This is a genomic window from Paenibacillus sp. SRL342 (genome assembly GCF_984798905.1).
On sequence record NZ_OZ481790.1, the window covers coordinates 5,525,101 to 5,544,343 of the forward strand.

A 19,243-nucleotide genomic window follows, 5' to 3' on the forward strand; every position below is an offset into this window, starting at 1 on the left:
GCTTCTATCCAACCGATGAAATGGAACTTCTTCCCTCCTTCTGTTCCATGTGTAAAGTTCCCCTTAGGGTCTATTACGCAGTCGTCCAAGAATGGTTCCAATTTTTTCGGCGGTTATCATGATTTCTTCCGTAGTATTACCCAATCCCCAGCTAAATCGAATCGCAGAGTGTAAAAATGTTTCAGGCAATTTCATCGCTTTGAGCACATGGGAGACTTCAAGTGAACCGGAAGTGCAGGCAGAACCGCTTGCAACAGCAATCCCTTCCATATCCAGATTCATTAACATCGTCTCTGTGGACACTTCCGGAAAGCTGATATTCAGGATGTTTGGCAACGTATGCTCCGGGTGCCCATTCACGTGAAAGTGCTCCGTCCCCACATGAATTTCAAGCTGCTCCAACAAAAGTTTACGCAATGCCAAATCATACTGACGATGCGCCTCCGTCTGTGCTGACGCAATCTTGAGAGCCTCTGCAAATCCGGTAATACCTGCGATATTCTCCGTACCAGCGCGACGCTGCCGCTCTTGCAACCCACCGTGAGCTCTTGCTTCCAGCACAATTCCTCGCCGTACATAGAGTGCACCCACGCCCTGAGGTCCGTTGATTTTATGCGCAGAGAAGCTGATCAGATCCACCGGCAGTTCCTTACAGGAAATATTCTGGCTGCCCAGAGCCTGAACCGCATCGGTATGGAAAAGGATATTATGCTGACGGGCAAGCTCACCCACCTCGCGGATCGGCTGAATCGTGCCTACTTCATTGTTGGCATACATCATGGTGATTAACACCGTATCCGGTCGAATGGCTTCTCGCAACTCATCCAGATTTATTCGTCCATAATGATCAACAGATAGATAGGTTACTTCATAACCTTGCCGCTCCAATTCCTGACACGCGTGCAAGACAGCATGGTGCTCAATTGCGGTCGTAATGACGTGTTTTCCCTTATCCTGCCTGGATGAGACTGCTCCAAAGATTGCCAGATTGTCGCTCTCCGTACCACCTCCGGTAAATACCAATTCGTCCGGGAAACAGCCCAAAGACGCCGCAATGACATCCCTTGCTCCGCTGACAGTCCGTTTGGCCTCACGCCCAAAGGCATGGATACTTGATGCATTGCCAAATTGTCCTGTCATGACGTTCATCATCGCTTCTGCGACTTGTGGATGCATAGGTGTCGATGCGGCGTGATCCAAATAAATTCGTTTCATTTATCTTCACCCCGTTATATGTTAAATTTCTATTTGATGGCAAACTGTCAAAATTGGAAACTGAAACGGATGCTCTATTGTCACAACTTCGTGTATAATGTTCTATATCCATTTCAAAAAGGAGAGAGAGACATGAGTAATCCCATTCTCGGGCAGATTCTGAATCAACTTCAACAAATGGACAAACGGTTCGACAGTATTGATGGACATCTTGGAAAAATAGACCACCGGCTTGATGCTATGGAAGAGAGGCTCGGTGCCGTAGAGAGCAGACTAGACACTGTCGATGACAGACTTAATGCCATTGAGGAACAAACCAAAAACATTCCGCTTCTTCAACAAGCTGTTCTGGAAACATTGACCGTTACGAAACGTCTTGACGCTTCACACTCTGCCTCTGAACGCAAAGTAACTACCGAATTGAATACCCATCAGCACAGCATTGATATTTTGAATCGCCGTCAGTTACGCATGGAAGCTGATATAGAAACTTTAAAAAGTCGCTGATTTTACAAGTGATCCAGTTAAGTTCACACTTGACCATCTTGTAAATCCCGTGGCTGAATACATAGCGCTGCTCAATTAAAATGATCTGTAGAAATTGAAGAACAAAGTACCCATTGGCATGTCTAAAGCCCCCAAGTTGGGGGCTTTATTGTGTCTTCTGTGATGCGAATTAATGATCTTAAATGTAGAACATGTAGCTGTCTTTTTTGTCCTGATCCTGGAATGTGATCAGGTCTTTCAGTGTTGTGGAATCCAACACTTCCGCAATGCCGTCACGAATACGCAACCATAGATCACGTTTCGCCGGATCATCTTCCTCTGTGAAATCTACTGGAGAGATTGGCCCTTCCAGTACACGGATTACATCGCCTGCAGTCACGGTTGCAGGATCACCTGCAAGGATATAACCGCCGTAAGCACCTCTAATGCTCTTCACCAGCCCTGCATTACGTAATGGAGCAATCAGTTGCTCCAGGTAATGCTCCGAGAGCTGGTTGCGCTCGGCAATGCTTTTAAGTGATGTAGGGCCTTCGCCTGTTCTGGCAGCAAGCTCCATCATGATTGTGAGGCCGTAACGGCCTTTTGTCGATATTTTCAAAGGAGTCACCTCTTTCAATTTTCAGAAACGATTGGAAACTTTTATATTTTATCCTGTGATCCATGACCATCTGTTTCACGATCTGTCCACAGCGGAGATGCATAGAGATTAGCATAAACCTTCTAATCCTCCGTATTCCGATCATAACCCTCAGCTAATGTTAACATATCTGCATGCTTTATGGAAAAGAAAGATTGACGATATTCCAAAATGTGCGCCTGTGGTGGACACTATCCAAAATTGGCCGGGTGTATCGTATCTTGAGTCCGGTTATGCTAGAATAAGAAACGAAACACATTTATATATAGAAGTGGTGATAACGATGTCCAAAACAATTGAAAATACACGGGTCGTCGTTGGCATGTCCGGAGGTGTCGATTCTTCCGTTACCGCACTGCTGCTGAAAGAGCAAGGGTACGATGTCATCGGCATTTTCATGAAAAACTGGGATGACACCGACGAGTTCGGCCACTGTACCGCTGAAGAAGATTCAGAGGATGTACGCCGTGTATGCGAACAGATCGGCATTCCTTACTACACTGTCAACTTCGAGAAAGAGTATTTTGATAAAGTATTTACCTATTTCCTTGATGAATATAAGTCGGGCCGCACGCCAAATCCGGATGTCATGTGTAATCGTGAGATCAAATTTGGTGAATTCCTGAACAAAGCTCTGGATCTCGGCGCAGATTATGTAGCTACAGGACACTATGCTCGCCTGATTGAAGAAGATGGCACACTCAAGCTGCTACGTGGTGTGGACAACAATAAGGATCAGACGTATTTCCTTAATGCACTCAATCAGAACCAGTTGTCCAAAGCCATGTTCCCGATTGGTCACCTGCCCAAACCGGAAGTACGCAAAATTGCAGAAGCCGCTGGCTTGTATACCGCCAAGAAAAAAGACAGTACAGGTGTCTGCTTCATCGGCGAACGCAACTTCAAAGAGTTCCTGAGTAACTATCTGCCTGCCAAAGGCGGAGACATGGTTGATATCGCAACCGGTGAAGTCAAAGGTCGTCATGACGGTCTGATGTACTACACACTTGGACAGCGCCAAGGTCTTGGCATTGGCGGTTCCGGCAATGGTGAACCCTGGTTTGTTGCAGACAAGAATCTGGAGAAGAATCAACTGCTTGTTGTTCAGGGCGATGCCCATGCAAGCTTGTACTCCACTGGTCTTACTGCAACGGGTGTGAACTGGATTGCTGGTGCAGAGCACGTGCCTAATGTACCATACCGTTGTACTGCCAAGTTCCGCTATCGTCAGCCGGATCAAGGTGTAACATTGACCTGGCAGGAAGATGGAAGTGTGGATGTACAATTTGACCAGCAGCAAAAAGCCATTACGCCAGGACAAGCCGTTGTTTTCTACGACGGAGAAGTCTGCCTGGGTGGGGGTACGATCGATCAGGTGCAAAAAGTACCTGTACCCGCAATGCAGTAATAGATCTTGTCCATTAAAATAAGGATTATACACAATACCGTGTATCCCTATTAAAAAAGCCGTCTTTCATGTATACCATGAAGGATGGCTTTTTTCCTGCTTATTTTTGCAAAAAAATAAAAAATAGTTCGTTATGCAGTTAACCAGACTCCTGCCCAGGCGGCCAACACCCCAACTAGAACCGAACTGACAACGTAGAGCGCCGCGCTTGCGTATCGTTGTCGACCCATAATTCCTAACGTTTCATAACCAAAGGTAGAGAACGTGGTGTACGCACCGCAAAATCCGGTTCCCCAGATCACCCAGATTCCATCTGAGATCATTGCAGATTGATGCCACCCGTATAACAGCCCAAGCAGCAGTGAACCACTGACGTTGATGATCCATGTTCCCCAGGGAAAAGCCGTTCCCAGCAAGCCAGAGACCCATTTTCCCAGACTGAAACGCAGTACCGCACCCAGCACACCTGCAAAACCAATCCACAGGATCATGAGGCATCACCCTCTTGTCTTTGTGCTCCCAACATACGATGTCCAAGGCTCATTCCCAGCGCACATAGCATTAATCCTGCCAACAGACTTACGATCATATAAATAGCCGTATGGACCCATTCGCCCCCTTCGGATAAACGAACAATATCCAGTGTAAACGTGGAGAATGTCGTAAATGCGCCAGTAAAACCTGTACCAATCGCCAGTCGAAGTTGTGGTGATATTTTGCCTGGGACAGCTATGGTAAAGAACCAACCCAAAAAAAGGCTGCCCATCGCATTGATTAACAGCACCGCCCAAGGGACCCCCCCATGGACAGTGGGTATCGCTAACTGTATGGCATATCGGGTTAATGTACCGAGAAATCCACCCGCCCCTATATACAAAAGCTCTTTCATGTTGTGTGCATCTCCCGAGTGATCTGACTGATCTTATAGATCTCTGCGCCGCTGTTGGTTCAGCCTGATCTTCGATTCGTTACCCTGCTCCGTTGCCTCATAGAATACTCTCCGTGAGAGCTGCTTTGGCAAATATTCTTGTTTCACGTAATGCCCCGGATAGTTGTGTGGATATTGATAACCCTCATGTCCAAGCTTCACGGCACCCGAGTAATGCGTATCTCGCAAGTGAAGCGGAACTTCTGCCGATTTCACCTCATCAATCGCGTTCATGGCTTTGGAAATGGCAGTGTACACCGCGTTGGATTTTGGACTTTCGACTGCAAACAGAATCGCTTGTGCAATGTTCAGCTTGGCTTCTGGCCAGCCGTTATTTCGGTACGCATCAAGTGCTCCAATCGCCTGAGTCATGGCTTGCGGGTTCGCAAGTCCAATATCTTCACTGCTGGCTGCAATCAGGCGCCGAATGAAGGTCATCGGGTCCATGCCGAGCTTCTCCACCGCGTATAGAAACCAGAACAACGCCGCATCACTGGAACCCCGAATACTCTTGTGAAATGCAGACAACACATCATACTGTGTGGATTCATCCGCCTTCACAATCGGTCGCCGAATAGACTCTTCTGCCACACCAAGCGTAATATGAATGGATCCATCTTTCTCCGGTGGCGTGGTCAAAGCAGCCAGTTCAAGGGCGTTAAGCGCACGCCGAATATCCCCGTTGGCCATCGTGGCAATATGTTCAAGCGCCTCATCGTCTGCCTGTAGTTCCATGAATCCCAAACCTTTGTCCGCATCACTCAATGCTCTGCGCATTGCAATTAGGGAATGATCTTTATTTAGCGATTCTAGCTGGAACAGAGTTGAACGGCTCATCAAGGCCCCATTGACATAATGAAAGGGATTCTCTGTTGTTGCGCCGATAAAAATAATCGTGCCCTTCTCTACCGCTGGCAATAGCGCATCCTGACGTGAACTGTTAAACCGATGTACCTCGTCGAGGAACAAAATGGTTTTCGTTCCATACAGCTGTTTATTCGTTTGCGCCTGTTCGATGACTTCACGCACATCCTTGACGGAAGCTTCCACTGCATTCAGACGTACGAACTGTCCTTGCGTTTGCTGGGAAATGATATGTGCCAAGGTTGTCTTGCCACATCCCGGAGGGCCGTATAACAAGATGGACGAAATCTGATCAGCCTCGATGGCGCGCCGGAGTAATTTCCCTGGTCCAATAATATGTTCCTGTCCAATATATTCATCCAGATGCTCTGGCCGCATGCGGTCCGCGAGCAATCTAGCTTGTGGTTTTGAGTCCTGTTGAAACGAAAATAAATCCATTGCTCATCACTTCCTTAACGGATTGCCTTGCCTTGATTACAATTACACTTCTGATGGTTCTCCACTCTCTATCATATCATACTCTCGCGGTAACATAGCCATAAATGCATGAAGTGCACTGCTGACAAAGGCATCCTTGCGAGTAATAAAATGAGTCATCATGCGATTCATACCTACGGGGAGTGTATGCGTGCGCAGTAATCCATTTTTGATCTGATGCCTAATCACAATCTCTGGTAATAAGGAAATTCCCATGCCGGACGTAACCCCACTAATAATCGCTTCAAGGGTTCCGAATTCCATAATTACTGGGCGGGTAACACCACCCACCTCTAACCATTCCTCCAAAACCTGACGATAGGAACACCCCATGCTGTAGACAAGAATGGGTTTACTCTTAAGATCTTCATCCGTAGGACCCATACCAGAATAAACAACAAATAGTTCCTCATCAAATACGGGAATAGAAACGATGTCGGGATGATCACAGGGACAACCAATGAAAGCCCCTTCCAATTCATACCCAATAACCTGATCCATAAGCATCTGCGAATTGCCAGTAACCAGTGACAAGGAGACATCTGGATACTGTTTATAATATCTGACGAAAAGTTCAGGTAGTCGCACGGCCGCTGAGGTTTGTGTAGACCCTATTCGCATTGGACCCGATGGTGTGCTCTTCGCCCGAAGCGCCTTGGAAGCATCATTCAGCAAACCAATAATTTTATCTGCATAGGTCAGCAGCATCTCTCCGGCTGGAGATAACGTCATGCCTCGGTTATGACGAATGAACAACGTTGTACCTACTTCTGCTTCCAGATGCCGGATTCGTGCCGTTACGTTGGATTGAACATACCCCAGTTTAGAAGCAGCTTTGGTCAGATTCCCTTCCTGTGCAACACACTGAAATATTCTAAGATCCCCGCTCTCCATGGTCCCCCCACTCTGACATCATTCAAAATGATATCGGCTTCATTACCAATCATTATACTTCATGTGTAAACCGAACTACAATTCATGTAGATCCCAAACCAGTCATCTGACTGGTTGATGATAAGGAGTGTTCAGCATGACATACTGGAAAAATAGAGTTGCTCTAATCACAGGTGGTGGAACAGGTATAGGTCGTGCTGTAAGTGAGATGCTCGCTGAACGCGGAGCCTTGGTCGCTGTCAACTATTCCCGCTCACAAGATGCAGCAAGAGAGACTGTTCAACACATTTTGGATACAGGAGGCCATGCATTCGCCGTTCAAGCTAATGTTGCCAATGATCTTGATGTCCGGCGGATGTTCACTACAATAACTGAAACCTATGGCCCGATCACTGCCCTTGTAAATAACGCCGGAATCACACACCATATCCCCATGCACGATCTGGAGTCTGTTACAGATGACATTTGGAATGAGCTGGTTGATGTGAATGTGAAAGGCATGTTTCATTGCGCTCGTGCAGTGACGGAAGGTATGAGACAGGCTGGCGGTGGCTCTATCGTGAATTTGGGCAGTATCGCAGGCAGTACGGGTTCGGGCTCCTCTCTCCCATACGCCGTCTCCAAAGCGGCAGTTCACGGTCTGACCTTATCACTTGCGCACGCACTCTCACCACACATTCGGGTGAATGCTATCGTCCCTGGCGCAGTTGCTACAAGGTGGTGGGCTGGAAACGAGGAGCGAATGTATCGTCTTGGTGGAAAAGTGTTATTACAGCATATTGCCTCACCTGAAGATATCGCACACATGATCTGTGTTGCGCTGGAACAGCAATCCATGACCGGGCAACTAATTACTGTAGATAGCGGACAGACGTTATGAGCTCTAGTCATGATAAAGATACCCGGATTATACAACCCTTGAAGTATACAATTTTGATCATTTTGACAACGCTAATCATGGGTACTTCTTTTCCAGTTGGCAAGATCGGCATGTTATATGCCCCACCTTTCCTGCTCATGGGCATACGTTATATACTGGCAGGTGGCTTGATGGCCTTGTTCCTTCGTAAACGTCCTTTGCCTACTGGATGGCAGTCTTGGTTGAAAATAATCCTCATTGGTCTGTTCCAATCCGCAGGAGTGATGGGCTGCGCCTACTACAGCATGAACTGGATTACATCCGGTGAATCCGCCATTATTACGTTTACCAATCCGCTACTGGTCATTATCCTCAGTGCTCTCTTATATAGAGTGACCTACCGTTTTAGTCAGTGGATCGGTGTTATACTCGGTTTCATCGGGATTATGTTAACTTTTGGGTGGCAGATGAGCTTCAGTCCCGGAACCTGGATTGGATTTGGTGGTGCGATCTCCTTTGCCGTGTCCACATTGCTCATCAAACGCTGGGGCGATGGCTACGATACTTTTGTCTTAACAGCCTATCAGATGCTCGCGGGAGGTGCTGCGCTTCTTCTGCTGAGCGTATGGACTGAACAGCCTCACTTTATGGTCAATACCACCTCGGTTATGGCGCTGCTCTGGTTAACATTTGTGTGCTCCATCATTCAGTTCTCACTCTGGTTTTATCTGCTTCAGAATAGTGACCCAGCCCAAACCAGTTCGTATCTGTTTCTGGCACCGTTCTTTGGTGTATTATCGAGTTGGATTTTACTAGGAGAACACGTTCAATGGTTTGCATTAGCAGGTGGTTTATTTATTGGTGTTGGCATATTCCTGGTGAACCGTCGCTCATCCAGAATGAGAAATAGCGTAACATAAACTTGAACTCCTCCATCGTCCTTCGTCGGAAGATTAAGCAATTCTCGCACAAAAGCAGAAAAAGGCATGCGCTTATGGGACTTTCCCATGAACGTCATGCCTTTTGTTGTATAAACAAACTTTATCTAACCAAGCTCTGGCCAACCTTGAACGGTTACCGGCTCGCCGTCGGGATTATGTGTTGCAGCCGCGTATTCTGGCAAATCACCCTCGTGGAACAACCACAATTCGTGCAAGGCCCGTGTACAACCAACGTACAACAGCTTTGCATCACCCGCATTGGGCAAATAATGCTTCTGGTCTACGTCTGCCACAATAACGGCATCAAACTCCAACCCTTTGGACAGATAGACTGGTAAAACGGAGTGTCCACCCGTGTACTGCTTTTTGCCACCATCGATCAGATTCAGATCCCAGCCTGCGTCCTGAAGTTCACGATGAAGTTCCTCTGCTTCATGCAGTGTACGAGTCAGGATGGAGACCGTTCGGTAGTCTTTGACGGTTAACACCTTCAAAGCCTCTTCAAGACTCGCCGTCCGCCCTTCGCCTCCATAAGCCAACGTCCGAACCGGATCACCACTACGGAAAACAGGAATCGCCGTAATCCCGCTCTTGACACCACGTTCCAAAATCGTATTGGCATAATCGATAATTTCCATCGTCGAACGATAACTTCGGGTTAACGCAAAGTATGCATTCTGTTCCTCAGGAAATAAAGAACTCATCTCTTCCCACGCATGAACACCACGGTACTCATGAATGCCTTGAGACAAGTCACCCAGTATGGTGAAGGAATGCCCTTTGACGAACTGATCCAATAACGCCACATGAAAAGGGGAAAAGTCCTGCGCTTCATCAATCACGACATGATCAAACCGCTCCGAACCCTCAATATCATGGACCAATGTATGAATGTATACCAATGCAGGCAGATCCTCTTCACGGACGATATCCTGTTTCAGATCTGCTGCCGTTTGTTTCATTACGCCTTTGGGGATGAGCCCGCTGAGCGAGGCTGGAACAGAACCACCCTTTGCAGCTTTAAACAGCTGTTTATATAACGTAAGCGGCTCGTATTGCGGCCATTTTTTGGCATAAGCTTTCTCACGAGTAGACGCTTTTTTCTTGCGTTCTTTGCGCACAGCTTCTGGCATCGGTTTCTTAAGTTCCATCTCAATCCAGCGGTGAACCCGCGCCATGACCCGTTCTTTGCGTTTGGCTAGTGGATAATGCTTATATTCCTCACCGAACCAGTTCTCGATCTCCGTCTTGCTGAGCACCTTACCATCCCATGGACTGAAGTCCATATCCGGTACGGAATCCGCTTCCATGCCCGAGAGCCACTCTCGAATAAGCTCCATGAAACGGATGGATCCTTTGTAACGTCCAGGTACATCATCATTTAATTCAGGCCGCGCATCTGGAGTTTCGAACCAGGTGTTCAATGTATCCGACGTATTCGCCAAAGGCATTTCCAGCCCCAGCAGGTTCATCGCCCAATCCGGGAATGTCCGCTGTTGAATGTCCCCTACTCCAAGTTCCGGAAGCACATCCGAGATGTAATCCAGAAACATGTGGTTGGGCGCAAAAATAACCATTTTCTCTGCAGATACCTGCTCCTTGTACTGATATAGCAAAAAGGCAAGCCGATGCAGGGCAACCGTTGTTTTCCCAGATCCAGCTACACCCTGAATGATCAATGCAGTGTTTCTCGCTGCACGAATAATCAGATCCTGCTCCGCCTGAATCGTAGATACGATGTCACGCAGTTTGTTATCCTTGTTCTCTCCCAGACGATAAACGAGGAATTCATCAGATACCGCTGGTTGGTCGCTGTCACGGTTATATGTATCCGCCACACGTTCCAATATCCGCTGCCGAATGACAACGTTTCGTTTCAGATATACGAGACCTTCGATAAGCCCTTCCGGGGCTTCATACGTAGCGGAGGCTTCCCCTCCCGTAAATGAGTAAAACAGGCTTGCGACAGGAGCACGCCAGTCGATGACGAGCGGATGCTCTCCCACCTCTTCGCGGTCTACGCCGATTTTGCCAATATACAGCGGTTTCCGTGCACCACTGCCCTGTTCTTCGAAATCCAAGCGTCCGAAATAGGGTTGCTGCGCGCTCTTGGACAAGGCGGTGCGGCGCTCTTCGCGTCCAGCTTCCAGCACTTGTTCTGTGAAGTCGTGGCCGGTGTATACCGGAATGTTCTGCAGTCGTTCCAACTGACTGTCCACTTCCTCCATCGTTCGCTCTAACCTGTACTCTTCTTCTTGATAGGCACTTTGAAAGCTGTCTGACATGTTTCAGTTACCTCCTAAGAATATGTTTTGCTCTGCATCGCCAATCACTGACGACGCAAAAGGATACCCACTATATCATATTGATGTGTAAAAAGCTACAGCAACCTGGGAATCTCATAAAAGAAAACCGTTGCTCACGCTCGTACTGAACGAATGAACAACGGTCTTAAGTTGAACTATTTTTGAACCTTATCTTTGAAAAACAGTTATCGATCTAGTTCTGACTTCAATCTTGCCCTTCCTGTGCCACAAACTGTTTCTGCGCTAATTCACGGTATACCGGATGACTGCTGATCAATTCCGCATGAGTTCCTGTTCCGGTAACATGTCCATGCTCCAATACAACAATCTGATCGGAATCCACCACAGTGGACAATCGGTGCGCGATCACGATCGTAGTTCTGCCTTCCATCAGGTTGGACAAAGCCTGTTGTACTTCATACTCTGAGGTACTGTCCAGACTGGATGTCGCTTCATCCAACATGAGAATATCCGGACTGCGCAATAAGGCACGAGCAATAGCAATCCGTTGACGTTGTCCCCCGGATAACTTAATTCCTCTCTCGCCCACTTCCGTCTCATATCCCTGTGGCAACTTGTCTATAAAGTCTGCCGAATACGCCATCTCTGCCGCTGTTCTGATCTCATCCATCGTGACCTCACGGTTTAATCCGTAGGTCATATTATCTCGGATTGAACCCGCCATGAGGGGACTTTCCTGAGACACATACCCGATCTTACTGCGCCAAGAAGACAAAGAATAATCCGTTATCGCTTGTCCCCCATATGAAATATGGCCTGAATCGGGCATATAGAACTGCTCCATCAAAGAGAACAGTGTTGATTTGCCGCTACCGCTGGGACCGACAATGGCTGTCACTTTTTGTGTAGGTACCGTCAGATTGATCCCATGCAGCACTTCCTCACCTGTAACATAGGAAAAGTGTACATCATGGAATGCAATCGTCTCATTTCCTTTTGGTGCTACCTTGGTGCTGTCATGTGGCTCTTCCTCATCGGCAAGAATGGCTTGTATGCGCTCCGTTGCACCTACAACTTTCTGCAAACGGGAGTATAACGTCGTGAATTGTCCCATTGGCATAATGACCTGGAACAACAGTAATATGAACGCGACCAGTTCACCCGGTGACAGCATGCCAGACGCTACACGCATTCCCCCCACACCCAGAATAACGACCAGTACGGCAGTCATGACAAATGTAAACAAGGGACCGATCAAAGCAAGAATGCGTGCTTCCTGCAAGCCAAAAGCAAACATTTTACGAATCCGGGAATCCCCTGCTTCCACTTCCTGCTTTTCCGTACCGTAGGCTTTGACCAAACGGATCTCGCCAATAACCTGACTGAGCACGGACGTAAGACCTGCCATCTCGTCCTGTTGTTTCTTGGAGATCTTGTACATCTTCTTACCCACAGGCAGAAGAATTAGCAGCGTAAGTGGAACCAGACTCAGAATAATGAGCGACATCACCCAATCCAAGTAGAACAGTAATGCCACACCACCCACAACGGCAACAATGTTGGATACAAAAGACACCAAATAATCTGCGATCAACGTCATGATCTGGCTTGTATCATTTGTAATCCGGCTCATCGTATCGCCTGTCCGATTGCGATCGAAATATGGCATTCGCAGCGACAAGACCTTGTTCCACAGCTTGGTGCGAAGTGTTGCGACCACGCGTTGTCCGGCGTAATTCAACATATAAATGCTGATACCCGAAGCAATCGCCTGAATCACAAATGCCCCGAGTAACAATAAAATAACAGATTTGTTCAGTGCCGAAGTGGTAAGTCCATCAATCAGACCTTTGGTCATCAGTGGCACAATCAGTCCGGCCGCCGTTTGAATCAGGGTTAAAATGAGGGCCAGAATCAGGATCAGTTTTGGCGGGTTCGTAGAAGCGATAAGCTTGACGAAATCCTTGAATCCCTTTTTTCCCACCTTCGGTTCATTCTGCCCTGTTTGTTGCTGCTCTTCCATTCCCGTTCCTCCCGTTCTCCATCTGCTCACCAGAGATCATACGTATGAAGTTACATGACGTTGCCTTTTGTTGTTAACACAGCTTTACAAGATACCATGTAACACAAAATTGGCTAAAAAGAGGATGGAAATGCCATACATGACTACAGGCACCTGCTTACCTTGACCTGCTGCCAGCTTCGCTAGTGGATAGGCAATAAACCCAAACGCCATACCGTCCACGATGCTATATGTAAATGGAATCATGACCATGATCAGAAATGCCGGGAACGCCTCTGTAAAGTCACCAAAATCCATATCTTTCACACCTTGCACCATCAGGCCACCAATAATGATCAAAATGGGAGCAATTGCACTGTCCGGAATGTAACCGAGCAGCGGGATGAAGAAAAAAGTAGCCCCGAATAACACGGCTGTAACGAGCGGAGTCAAACCTGTGCGACCGCCTGCGGCAATTCCGGCTGTAGTCTCGGCTGCAGCAACTGGAGGACTACTTCCGAATATACCTGCCAGCACGGTACTAATCGATAGGGCGCGAAGACTTCCTTTGAACCGCTCTGGACGACCAATCATCTGTGTCTGAGCCGTAATTAATCCGATATTTTCGAACACCACAATCAGCAGTAGCAAAAATACCGCGATCCAAAATGCAACATCAGCTAGCTTCATCAAAGACAATTCGCCAAACAACCCACCGTATTGACGCAGCGCATCCATCGCTGATACGGACTCGCCCGGGTTTACTGCTCCAAGTACATAGGCAAGACCTGTCCCGACCAGAATACTGATGAGAAGTCCACCCTGCACGTTACGTATAAATAAAATCAAGGCAATCACCAGTGTAACGCAGGCTGTAATGACGTTTGGATCATTGAAGTGCCCAATCGCGACAAATGTGGTCTGGTGCGCAATAACGATTCCACTTTTTTGTAAACCGATAAATGTCAGAAACAAACCAATCCCGACCGTAATGCCATGCTGTAGATTTTTCGGGATCGCTTCGCTGATCATTTTGTATAGTGACGTAAACGCAACAATGGCAAACAGTATACCTGTAACGGTTACAACGGCCAGCGCTTCTTGCCAGCTTAATTTCATGGAATGTACAAGTGTATACGTAAAAAATGCATTAATCCCCATGCCGGGCACAACGATAATCGGTGATTTTCCGCCAAATGCCATGAGCAAACAGCCTGCAATGGACGTCAGCAGGGTTCCAACCATGGCCGCCTGCAAGGGCATACCGGCATCGGAAAGAATTGTAGCATTGACCATAACGATATAGACCACGGCAAAATAGGAAATGGCTCCCGCCACAATTTCCTTTTTCCACTGGTCTCCTGGCTCCATGCCAAGACGTCTGGTCATCCATCCGTGTTTCATTTCGTTCTATTCCCCTCTCTCTAGCCGCAAATTCATTATGTATGTATCATCATTTCGCGCAGCAGTGAATATCATACACGGTTTTGACTTTGAAGTACATGACGTAACTCTGACATTTATCTATGAATACAGTTCAGCTATCATAGACGATTGACGTCCCATCCGCTCCTCTCTTGCGAAGTATGATCACACAAAAAAGCGCAGATGCCTTGTCAGCATCCACGCTGTTCTGTTGGCAGCAAGTTACTGCTGCTTGTTCTCTGCAATTTCTAACAAATCCTTAATCGCAACACTGACCATAATCAGTCCAGCTACCGGAGGCACAAATGAGTTACTCGCAGGTGGCTGTTTGGCCTTACGAATTTCCGGAGCATTCTCGGGAACGATTTTCTGTGTTACGTCCTCACGCGGCTTCATCGGTTTTTCAGTCGAGAAGACCACTTTCACGCCTTTTTTGATGCCGTCTTTACGAAGTGTGGTACGCACAACACGGGCAATCGGGTCCATGGTCGTTTTCGAAATATCCGCAACCTGGAATTTCGTTGGATCCATTTTATTCGCCGCACCCATGCTGGAGATCATCGGAATTTTACGTTTCAGGCACTCTTTAATGAGATGGATTTTGTAGATAATCGTGTCGGATGCATCCAGCACATAATCCAGTTCATATTTGAACAATTCCTCATACGTTTCTTCCGTGTAAAACATATTCAGGGCAATCGCATCACATTCCGGATTGATCAGTTTCACACGTTCCACCATCAGATCCGCTTTTTTCTGCCCTACTGTCGTGGTCAGCGCATGAATCTGGCGGTTAATGTTGGTGATGTCCACAACGTCTTTATCAATCAGGATGATGCGACCTACACCGCTGCGGGCAAGAGCTTCTACAGCAATTCCACCTACACCGCCAATACCGAGCACGGCTACTGTACTATTCTTCAATGTGTTCAGACCTTCAGGTCCGATCGCAAGTTCTGTTCTTGAAAATTGATGGAGCATTGAGAATCGATGCCTCCTTATTTCTTTTCCGCTACCGGTTTACGGGCTACACGGATGTGAAGTTGTTCCAATTGAGAATCATCCACTTCGGAAGGTGCATTCATGAGCAGATCCGTTGCACTTGCCGTTTTCGGGAAGGCAATCGTTTCACGCAGATTCGTGCGGCCCGCCAGCAACATCACAAGACGGTCCAGACCAAAGGCAATACCACCATGCGGTGGAGTTCCATATTCGAATGCTTCCAACAGATAGCCGAATTTCTCATTCGCTACTTCTGGTGAGAGTCCAAGGGCAGCAAACATCTTCTCTTGAACATCACGTTTGTAGATACGCATCGAACCGCCACCTACTTCATAACCATTGAGAACAAGGTCATAGGCTTGAGCGCGAATTGCACCCGGATCAGTGTCGAAGAGATGTACATCTTCATCTTTTGGACGTGTGAACGGATGGTGTTCTGCTACATAACGTTTCGCATCTTCATCATATCCGAGGAGTGGGAAGTCCACAACCCAAGCGAATTTGAATTTGCTGTCATCGATCAGTCCGAGTTGACGGCCGATTTTCAGACGCAGTGCGCCAAGAACGTCAGCAACCACTTTTTTAGTGTCTGCGGAGAAGAGCAGCAAGTCCCCATCTTCAGCACCAGTACGTTCTTTGACCGCTTCGATTTCTTCAGGCGTGAAGAACTTCACGATTGGCCCTTTGAACTCGCCGTCTTTCACTTGAATCCAAGCCAGACCTTTCGCACCGTAACGTGCAGCAAATGGTCCGAGATCATCGATCTCTTTACGGCTCCATGTGCCACAGCCTTTGGCGTTCAGCACTTTCACTTCTCCACCTTTTTCGATGACAGAAGCAAATACTTTCACACCACTGTTCGCTACGATATCGTTCATTTCAACCAGTTCCATACCAAAGCGCAGATCTGGTTTGTCTGAACCGTATTTACCCATTGCATCTGCATACGTAATCCGTTGGAAAGGCAGTTCCAGCTCAATGCCTTTGGTTTCACGCAGCAATTTGGCCATCAGTTCTTCCATCATCGGCAGCAGGTCATCCTGTTGCAAGAAAGAAGTCTCGATGTCGACTTGAGTGAATTCTGGTTGACGGTCTGCACGCAGATCCTCATCCCGGAAACAACGAGCGATCTGATAATAACGCTCAACGCCACCCACCATCAGCAATTGTTTGTAGATTTGCGGGGATTGTGGCAAGGCGAAGAATTCACCTTCATGCACACGGCTCGGTACGAGATAATCACGTGCACCTTCCGGGGAGCTCTTGGTCAGGATTGGTGTTTCCACTTCAACGAATTCTTCTCCATCCAGGTAGTCACGGAACACTTTGGACGCTTTGGAACGCAGTTTCAGTGTTTCGAACATCTCCGGACGACGCAGGTCCAGGTAACGATATTTCAAACGAAGGGATTCATCAACTTCAACACCATCTTCAATGAAGAATGGAGGTGTTTTTGCCGCGTTCAGCACTTCGATTTCTGTAATTTGAACTTCAATTTCGCCTGTAGGCAGGTTTTTGTTAACTGTTTCTGCATCACGTTTAACAACTTTACCCGTTACAGCGATAACATACTCACTACGTACGCGATCTGCGATTTGCAGAGCTTCACCGGAATAAGCCGGGTTAAAGACAACTTGTACAATCCCGCTGCGATCACGCAGGTCGATGAAGAGTACGCCCCCCAAGTCACGGCGGGTCTGAACCCAACCGTTCAATGTTACTGTTTCACCGATGTGTGCGGGTGTTAATGCGCCGCAATGATGACTTCTTTTCATAACCAAACTCCTCATTATGTGAATTTCCGTTCTGTATGGGCAGTCAGTGCCTGCTCTTCAACAGTCCGGTTACGTGTAGACCATGTATTCGAAAAGGCATATTACCTCTGGCTCGCCAACTTCCAATTAGTCGGAAACGTCAGTGAACCTCAGTGATTTTGCCGGATCAATTGTTTTACTTGAATGTTTTAAGATTTAATATAACACTTCGTGCTTATTTACCCTCGCGTATAGCCGCTACCAGATCATCCAGCTTCACAGTTTGTTGTTCACCTGTATCCATCGACTTGAGGGCAATCTCACCACGCTCCAGCTCGTCATCACCAAGGATGGCAGTATAGCGGGATTTGAAACGGTCAGCTGATTTCATCTGTGCTTTCATCTTGCGGCCCAGATAATCGCGTTCACCAGACAGTCCAGACTGACGAAGTTTGAACAACAGACGGTTCACTTCACGATCAGCTGCCTCTCCCAGAGCAACAAAATACACATCCAGTGGAGCCAGCGTAGTAACCTCAATGTTTTGATGCTCCAGAATCAGTTGAATACGCTCCAGACCAATACCGAAGCCGATGCCAGGCTGATCAGGTCCGCCGATATCTCCAACCAGACCATTGTACCGACCGCCGCCGCCAACCGTATCGATTGCTCCAATACCTTGGGCTTTTAATTCAAACGCAGTCAGTGTGTAATAATCCAAGCCCCGCACCAGACGATTATTCACAGCATAATCCACACCGAAATCATCCAGGTATGACTGCAGCTTGGCAAAGTGGTTCAAAGACTCTTCATCCAGGCTATCCAGTATGGACGGTGCCCCTACGAATTTGTCCTGATCGACTTTGCAGTCAAGTACACGCAGTGGATTGCGCTCCATGCGGGACTGGCAGTCCTTGCATAGACTGTCTTTCATCGGTCTGAGGAACCCGAGTAATGTCTCGCGGTATTCTGCACGGCTGGTTGAGTTACCCACGGAGTTGATCTCCACTTTGACATCCTTCAAGCCGAGCTCTACGCACAATTGGTAGCCCAGTGCGATTACTTCGGCATCAATTGCCGGGTCCAGCGCACCGATGGCTTCTACGCCAAACTGGTGGAACTGACGCTGACGGCCTGCCTGCGGACGCTCATACCGGAACATCGGACCGATGTAATAGAGCTTGCTCACATCCGGTTCACCGTAGATTTTATTCTCTACATACGCACGGACAACACCCGCTGTTCCCTCCGGACGAAGAGTCATGCTGCGATTACCTTTGTCATCAAAGGTATACATTTCTTTCTCAACGATATCGGTAGTCTCTCCTACACCGCGTACAAATAAAGAAGTCTGTTCGAAGATCGGTGTACGAATCTCACGGTAATTAAACCGTCGACACAGATCTCGTGCTTTTTCTTCTACGTACTGCCATTTCTCGACAACTCCAGGCAGTAAGTCCTGCGTTCCAGTCGGTTTTTGAAAAGCCATCTTGATCCCTCCAGCATTGATTTTTTTCTCTAAAAGTTAAAAAATTCTACACGTGATCACTGCGCAGGCAGAACAACCTTACAATCGCTGTTATCCCCAGATTTTTCGAATTAATTTTATAATGTGGAAATCCGGTGATAAAGGCGAACGCTTCGCTTTTACAGGTTTTTTCTGCCCTCTCCGTTTTCGTGTATTTCTTTTAAATCAACTTATAGAACAAAAAAATCCCTCGCCCTGTCGCTGTAAATACAGCAAACAAAGGGACGAGAGATTGTGTAATATACATTCACCCGTGGTACCACCCACATTCCGGAAACCTGACACTTTAGCCGTTCAGGTGATCTCTGATGATTCAGGTTTGCCCAAGGCATTCTGATCAAGCAGATATTCCGCTCTACGTGTAACGCACGTCCTGCGCAGGCCAGCTACTGGTCAACAGATCATATCTGCTGTGTTCGCCGTCTGTTCTCGGGGAAGTCATTCGTCCGCTCATCAAGAGAATCCTTACAGCCTTGGGATTCCTCTCTGGTCATGTGGGCACGGAGTACTTGGTCCCGTCATCAAATCAGTAATA

At 47.5% G+C, this 19,243-nt stretch carries 16 protein-coding genes; 4 read left to right on the plus strand and 12 right to left on the minus strand.

The window, feature by feature from the left end; translation table 11 throughout:
- Positions 1 to 63: 63 nt before the first annotated feature.
- Positions 64 to 1,215 carry a cysteine desulfurase family protein gene (locus tag AC4E8D_RS24335; RefSeq protein WP_490205339.1) on the minus strand — a complete coding sequence of 384 codons (1,152 nt, stop codon included), beginning with the start codon at positions 1,213 to 1,215 and terminating at the stop codon, positions 64 to 66.
- Between the two features lie 132 nt (positions 1,216 to 1,347).
- Between AC4E8D_RS24335 and AC4E8D_RS24340 the strand changes: the two genes are divergently transcribed.
- Positions 1,348 to 1,722: a hypothetical protein gene (locus AC4E8D_RS24340; RefSeq protein ID WP_490205340.1), complete on the plus strand. Its 375-nt coding sequence runs from the start codon at positions 1,348 to 1,350 to the stop codon at positions 1,720 to 1,722.
- A 178-nt stretch (positions 1,723 to 1,900) separates the two neighbouring features.
- Here the strand turns inward: AC4E8D_RS24340 and cymR are convergent, their stop codons facing one another.
- Positions 1,901 to 2,320: a cysteine metabolism transcriptional regulator CymR gene (cymR, locus tag AC4E8D_RS24345; protein ID WP_076212458.1), complete on the minus strand. Its 420-nt coding sequence runs from the start codon at positions 2,318 to 2,320 to the stop codon at positions 1,901 to 1,903.
- A 322-nt stretch (positions 2,321 to 2,642) separates the two neighbouring features.
- On the opposite strand from cymR, the gene mnmA reads away from it, so the two are divergent.
- Positions 2,643 to 3,767, plus strand: coding sequence for a tRNA 2-thiouridine(34) synthase MnmA (mnmA, locus tag AC4E8D_RS24350; protein ID WP_221824745.1), 1,125 nt, complete (start codon positions 2,643 to 2,645; stop codon positions 3,765 to 3,767).
- Positions 3,768 to 3,898: 131 nt separating this feature from the next.
- Here mnmA and crcB read toward each other — a convergent pair whose 3' ends face one another.
- Genes crcB through AC4E8D_RS24370 form a run of 4 tightly spaced genes read right to left on the minus strand, consistent with a single transcriptional unit; the run spans position 3,899 to position 6,930 of the window.
- A complete protein-coding gene (crcB, locus tag AC4E8D_RS24355; RefSeq protein ID WP_221824746.1) occupies positions 3,899 to 4,258 on the minus strand; it encodes a fluoride efflux transporter CrcB in 360 nt (119 codons plus the stop codon).
- On the minus strand, positions 4,255 to 4,656 hold the full coding sequence (locus tag AC4E8D_RS24360) for a fluoride efflux transporter FluC (protein WP_221824749.1): 402 nt from the start codon (positions 4,654 to 4,656) through the stop codon (positions 4,255 to 4,257). Before AC4E8D_RS24360 ends, crcB begins: the two co-directional genes overlap by 4 nt.
- A gap of 33 nt (positions 4,657 to 4,689) precedes the next feature.
- Positions 4,690 to 5,997 (minus strand): replication-associated recombination protein A, encoded by a 1,308-nt coding sequence (locus AC4E8D_RS24365; protein WP_091027662.1) that lies wholly within the window; start codon positions 5,995 to 5,997, stop codon positions 4,690 to 4,692.
- A 42-nt stretch (positions 5,998 to 6,039) separates the two neighbouring features.
- Entirely contained in the window at positions 6,040 to 6,930 is an 891-nt protein-coding gene (locus tag AC4E8D_RS24370; RefSeq protein ID WP_221824750.1) for a LysR family transcriptional regulator, read from the minus strand.
- Between the two features lie 136 nt (positions 6,931 to 7,066).
- Here AC4E8D_RS24370 and AC4E8D_RS24375 point away from each other — a divergent pair, with 136 nt between their 5' ends.
- Positions 7,067 to 7,810 (plus strand): SDR family NAD(P)-dependent oxidoreductase, encoded by a 744-nt coding sequence (locus AC4E8D_RS24375; RefSeq protein ID WP_221824751.1) that lies wholly within the window; start codon positions 7,067 to 7,069, stop codon positions 7,808 to 7,810.
- A 38-nt stretch (positions 7,811 to 7,848) separates the two neighbouring features.
- Positions 7,849 to 8,709 carry a DMT family transporter gene (locus tag AC4E8D_RS24380; RefSeq protein WP_490205341.1) on the plus strand — a complete coding sequence of 287 codons (861 nt, stop codon included), beginning with the start codon at positions 7,849 to 7,851 and terminating at the stop codon, positions 8,707 to 8,709.
- A gap of 125 nt (positions 8,710 to 8,834) precedes the next feature.
- On the opposite strand, the gene AC4E8D_RS24385 is transcribed toward AC4E8D_RS24380, so the two are convergent.
- From AC4E8D_RS24385 to hisS, 6 genes are all read right to left on the minus strand, one after another.
- Positions 8,835 to 11,015, minus strand: a complete 2,181-nt coding sequence (locus tag AC4E8D_RS24385; protein WP_221824753.1) for a HelD family protein — start codon at positions 11,013 to 11,015, stop codon at positions 8,835 to 8,837.
- 226 nt (positions 11,016 to 11,241) lie between these two features.
- A complete protein-coding gene (locus tag AC4E8D_RS24390; protein WP_221824754.1) occupies positions 11,242 to 13,020 on the minus strand; it encodes an ABC transporter ATP-binding protein in 1,779 nt (592 codons plus the stop codon).
- Between the two features lie 84 nt (positions 13,021 to 13,104).
- The gene (locus tag AC4E8D_RS24395) at positions 13,105 to 14,403 is read right to left on the minus strand and encodes an NCS2 family permease (protein WP_221824755.1); all 1,299 of its coding nucleotides are present in this window, start codon (positions 14,401 to 14,403) and stop codon (positions 13,105 to 13,107) included.
- A gap of 243 nt (positions 14,404 to 14,646) precedes the next feature.
- Positions 14,647 to 15,405: a tRNA threonylcarbamoyladenosine dehydratase gene (locus tag AC4E8D_RS24400; RefSeq protein ID WP_145324006.1), complete on the minus strand. Its 759-nt coding sequence runs from the start codon at positions 15,403 to 15,405 to the stop codon at positions 14,647 to 14,649.
- Between the two features lie 17 nt (positions 15,406 to 15,422).
- The gene (gene aspS / locus AC4E8D_RS24405) at positions 15,423 to 17,201 is read right to left on the minus strand and encodes an aspartate--tRNA ligase (RefSeq protein ID WP_076329184.1); all 1,779 of its coding nucleotides are present in this window, start codon (positions 17,199 to 17,201) and stop codon (positions 15,423 to 15,425) included.
- Positions 17,202 to 17,415: 214 nt separating this feature from the next.
- Positions 17,416 to 18,669, minus strand: coding sequence for a histidine--tRNA ligase (hisS, locus tag AC4E8D_RS24410; protein ID WP_221824756.1), 1,254 nt, complete (start codon positions 18,667 to 18,669; stop codon positions 17,416 to 17,418).
- Between the last annotated feature and the right edge of the window lie 574 nt (positions 18,670 to 19,243).

Bases quoted from the DNA above. Each gene is read 5' to 3' on its own strand.
- AC4E8D_RS24335 (WP_490205339.1), bottom strand. From the start codon at position 1,215: ATGAAACGAATTTATTTGGATCACGCCGCATCGACACCTATGCATCCA.
- AC4E8D_RS24340 (WP_490205340.1), top strand. From the start codon at position 1,348: ATGAGTAATCCCATTCTCGGGCAGATTCTGAATCAACTTCAACAAATG.
- mnmA (WP_221824745.1), top strand. From the start codon at position 2,643: ATGTCCAAAACAATTGAAAATACACGGGTCGTCGTTGGCATGTCCGGA.
- crcB (WP_221824746.1), bottom strand. From the start codon at position 4,258: ATGATCCTGTGGATTGGTTTTGCAGGTGTGCTGGGTGCGGTACTGCGT.
- AC4E8D_RS24360 (WP_221824749.1), bottom strand. From the start codon at position 4,656: ATGAAAGAGCTTTTGTATATAGGGGCGGGTGGATTTCTCGGTACATTA.
- AC4E8D_RS24365 (WP_091027662.1), bottom strand. From the start codon at position 5,997: ATGGATTTATTTTCGTTTCAACAGGACTCAAAACCACAAGCTAGATTG.
- AC4E8D_RS24370 (WP_221824750.1), bottom strand. From the start codon at position 6,930: ATGGAGAGCGGGGATCTTAGAATATTTCAGTGTGTTGCACAGGAAGGG.
- AC4E8D_RS24375 (WP_221824751.1), top strand. From the start codon at position 7,067: ATGACATACTGGAAAAATAGAGTTGCTCTAATCACAGGTGGTGGAACA.
- AC4E8D_RS24385 (WP_221824753.1), bottom strand. From the start codon at position 11,015: ATGTCAGACAGCTTTCAAAGTGCCTATCAAGAAGAAGAGTACAGGTTA.
- AC4E8D_RS24390 (WP_221824754.1), bottom strand. From the start codon at position 13,020: ATGGAAGAGCAGCAACAAACAGGGCAGAATGAACCGAAGGTGGGAAAA.
- AC4E8D_RS24395 (WP_221824755.1), bottom strand. From the start codon at position 14,403: ATGAAACACGGATGGATGACCAGACGTCTTGGCATGGAGCCAGGAGAC.
- AC4E8D_RS24400 (WP_145324006.1), bottom strand. From the start codon at position 15,405: ATGCTCCATCAATTTTCAAGAACAGAACTTGCGATCGGACCTGAAGGT.
- aspS (WP_076329184.1), bottom strand. From the start codon at position 17,201: ATGAAAAGAAGTCATCATTGCGGCGCATTAACACCCGCACACATCGGT.
- hisS (WP_221824756.1), bottom strand. From the start codon at position 18,669: ATGGCTTTTCAAAAACCGACTGGAACGCAGGACTTACTGCCTGGAGTT.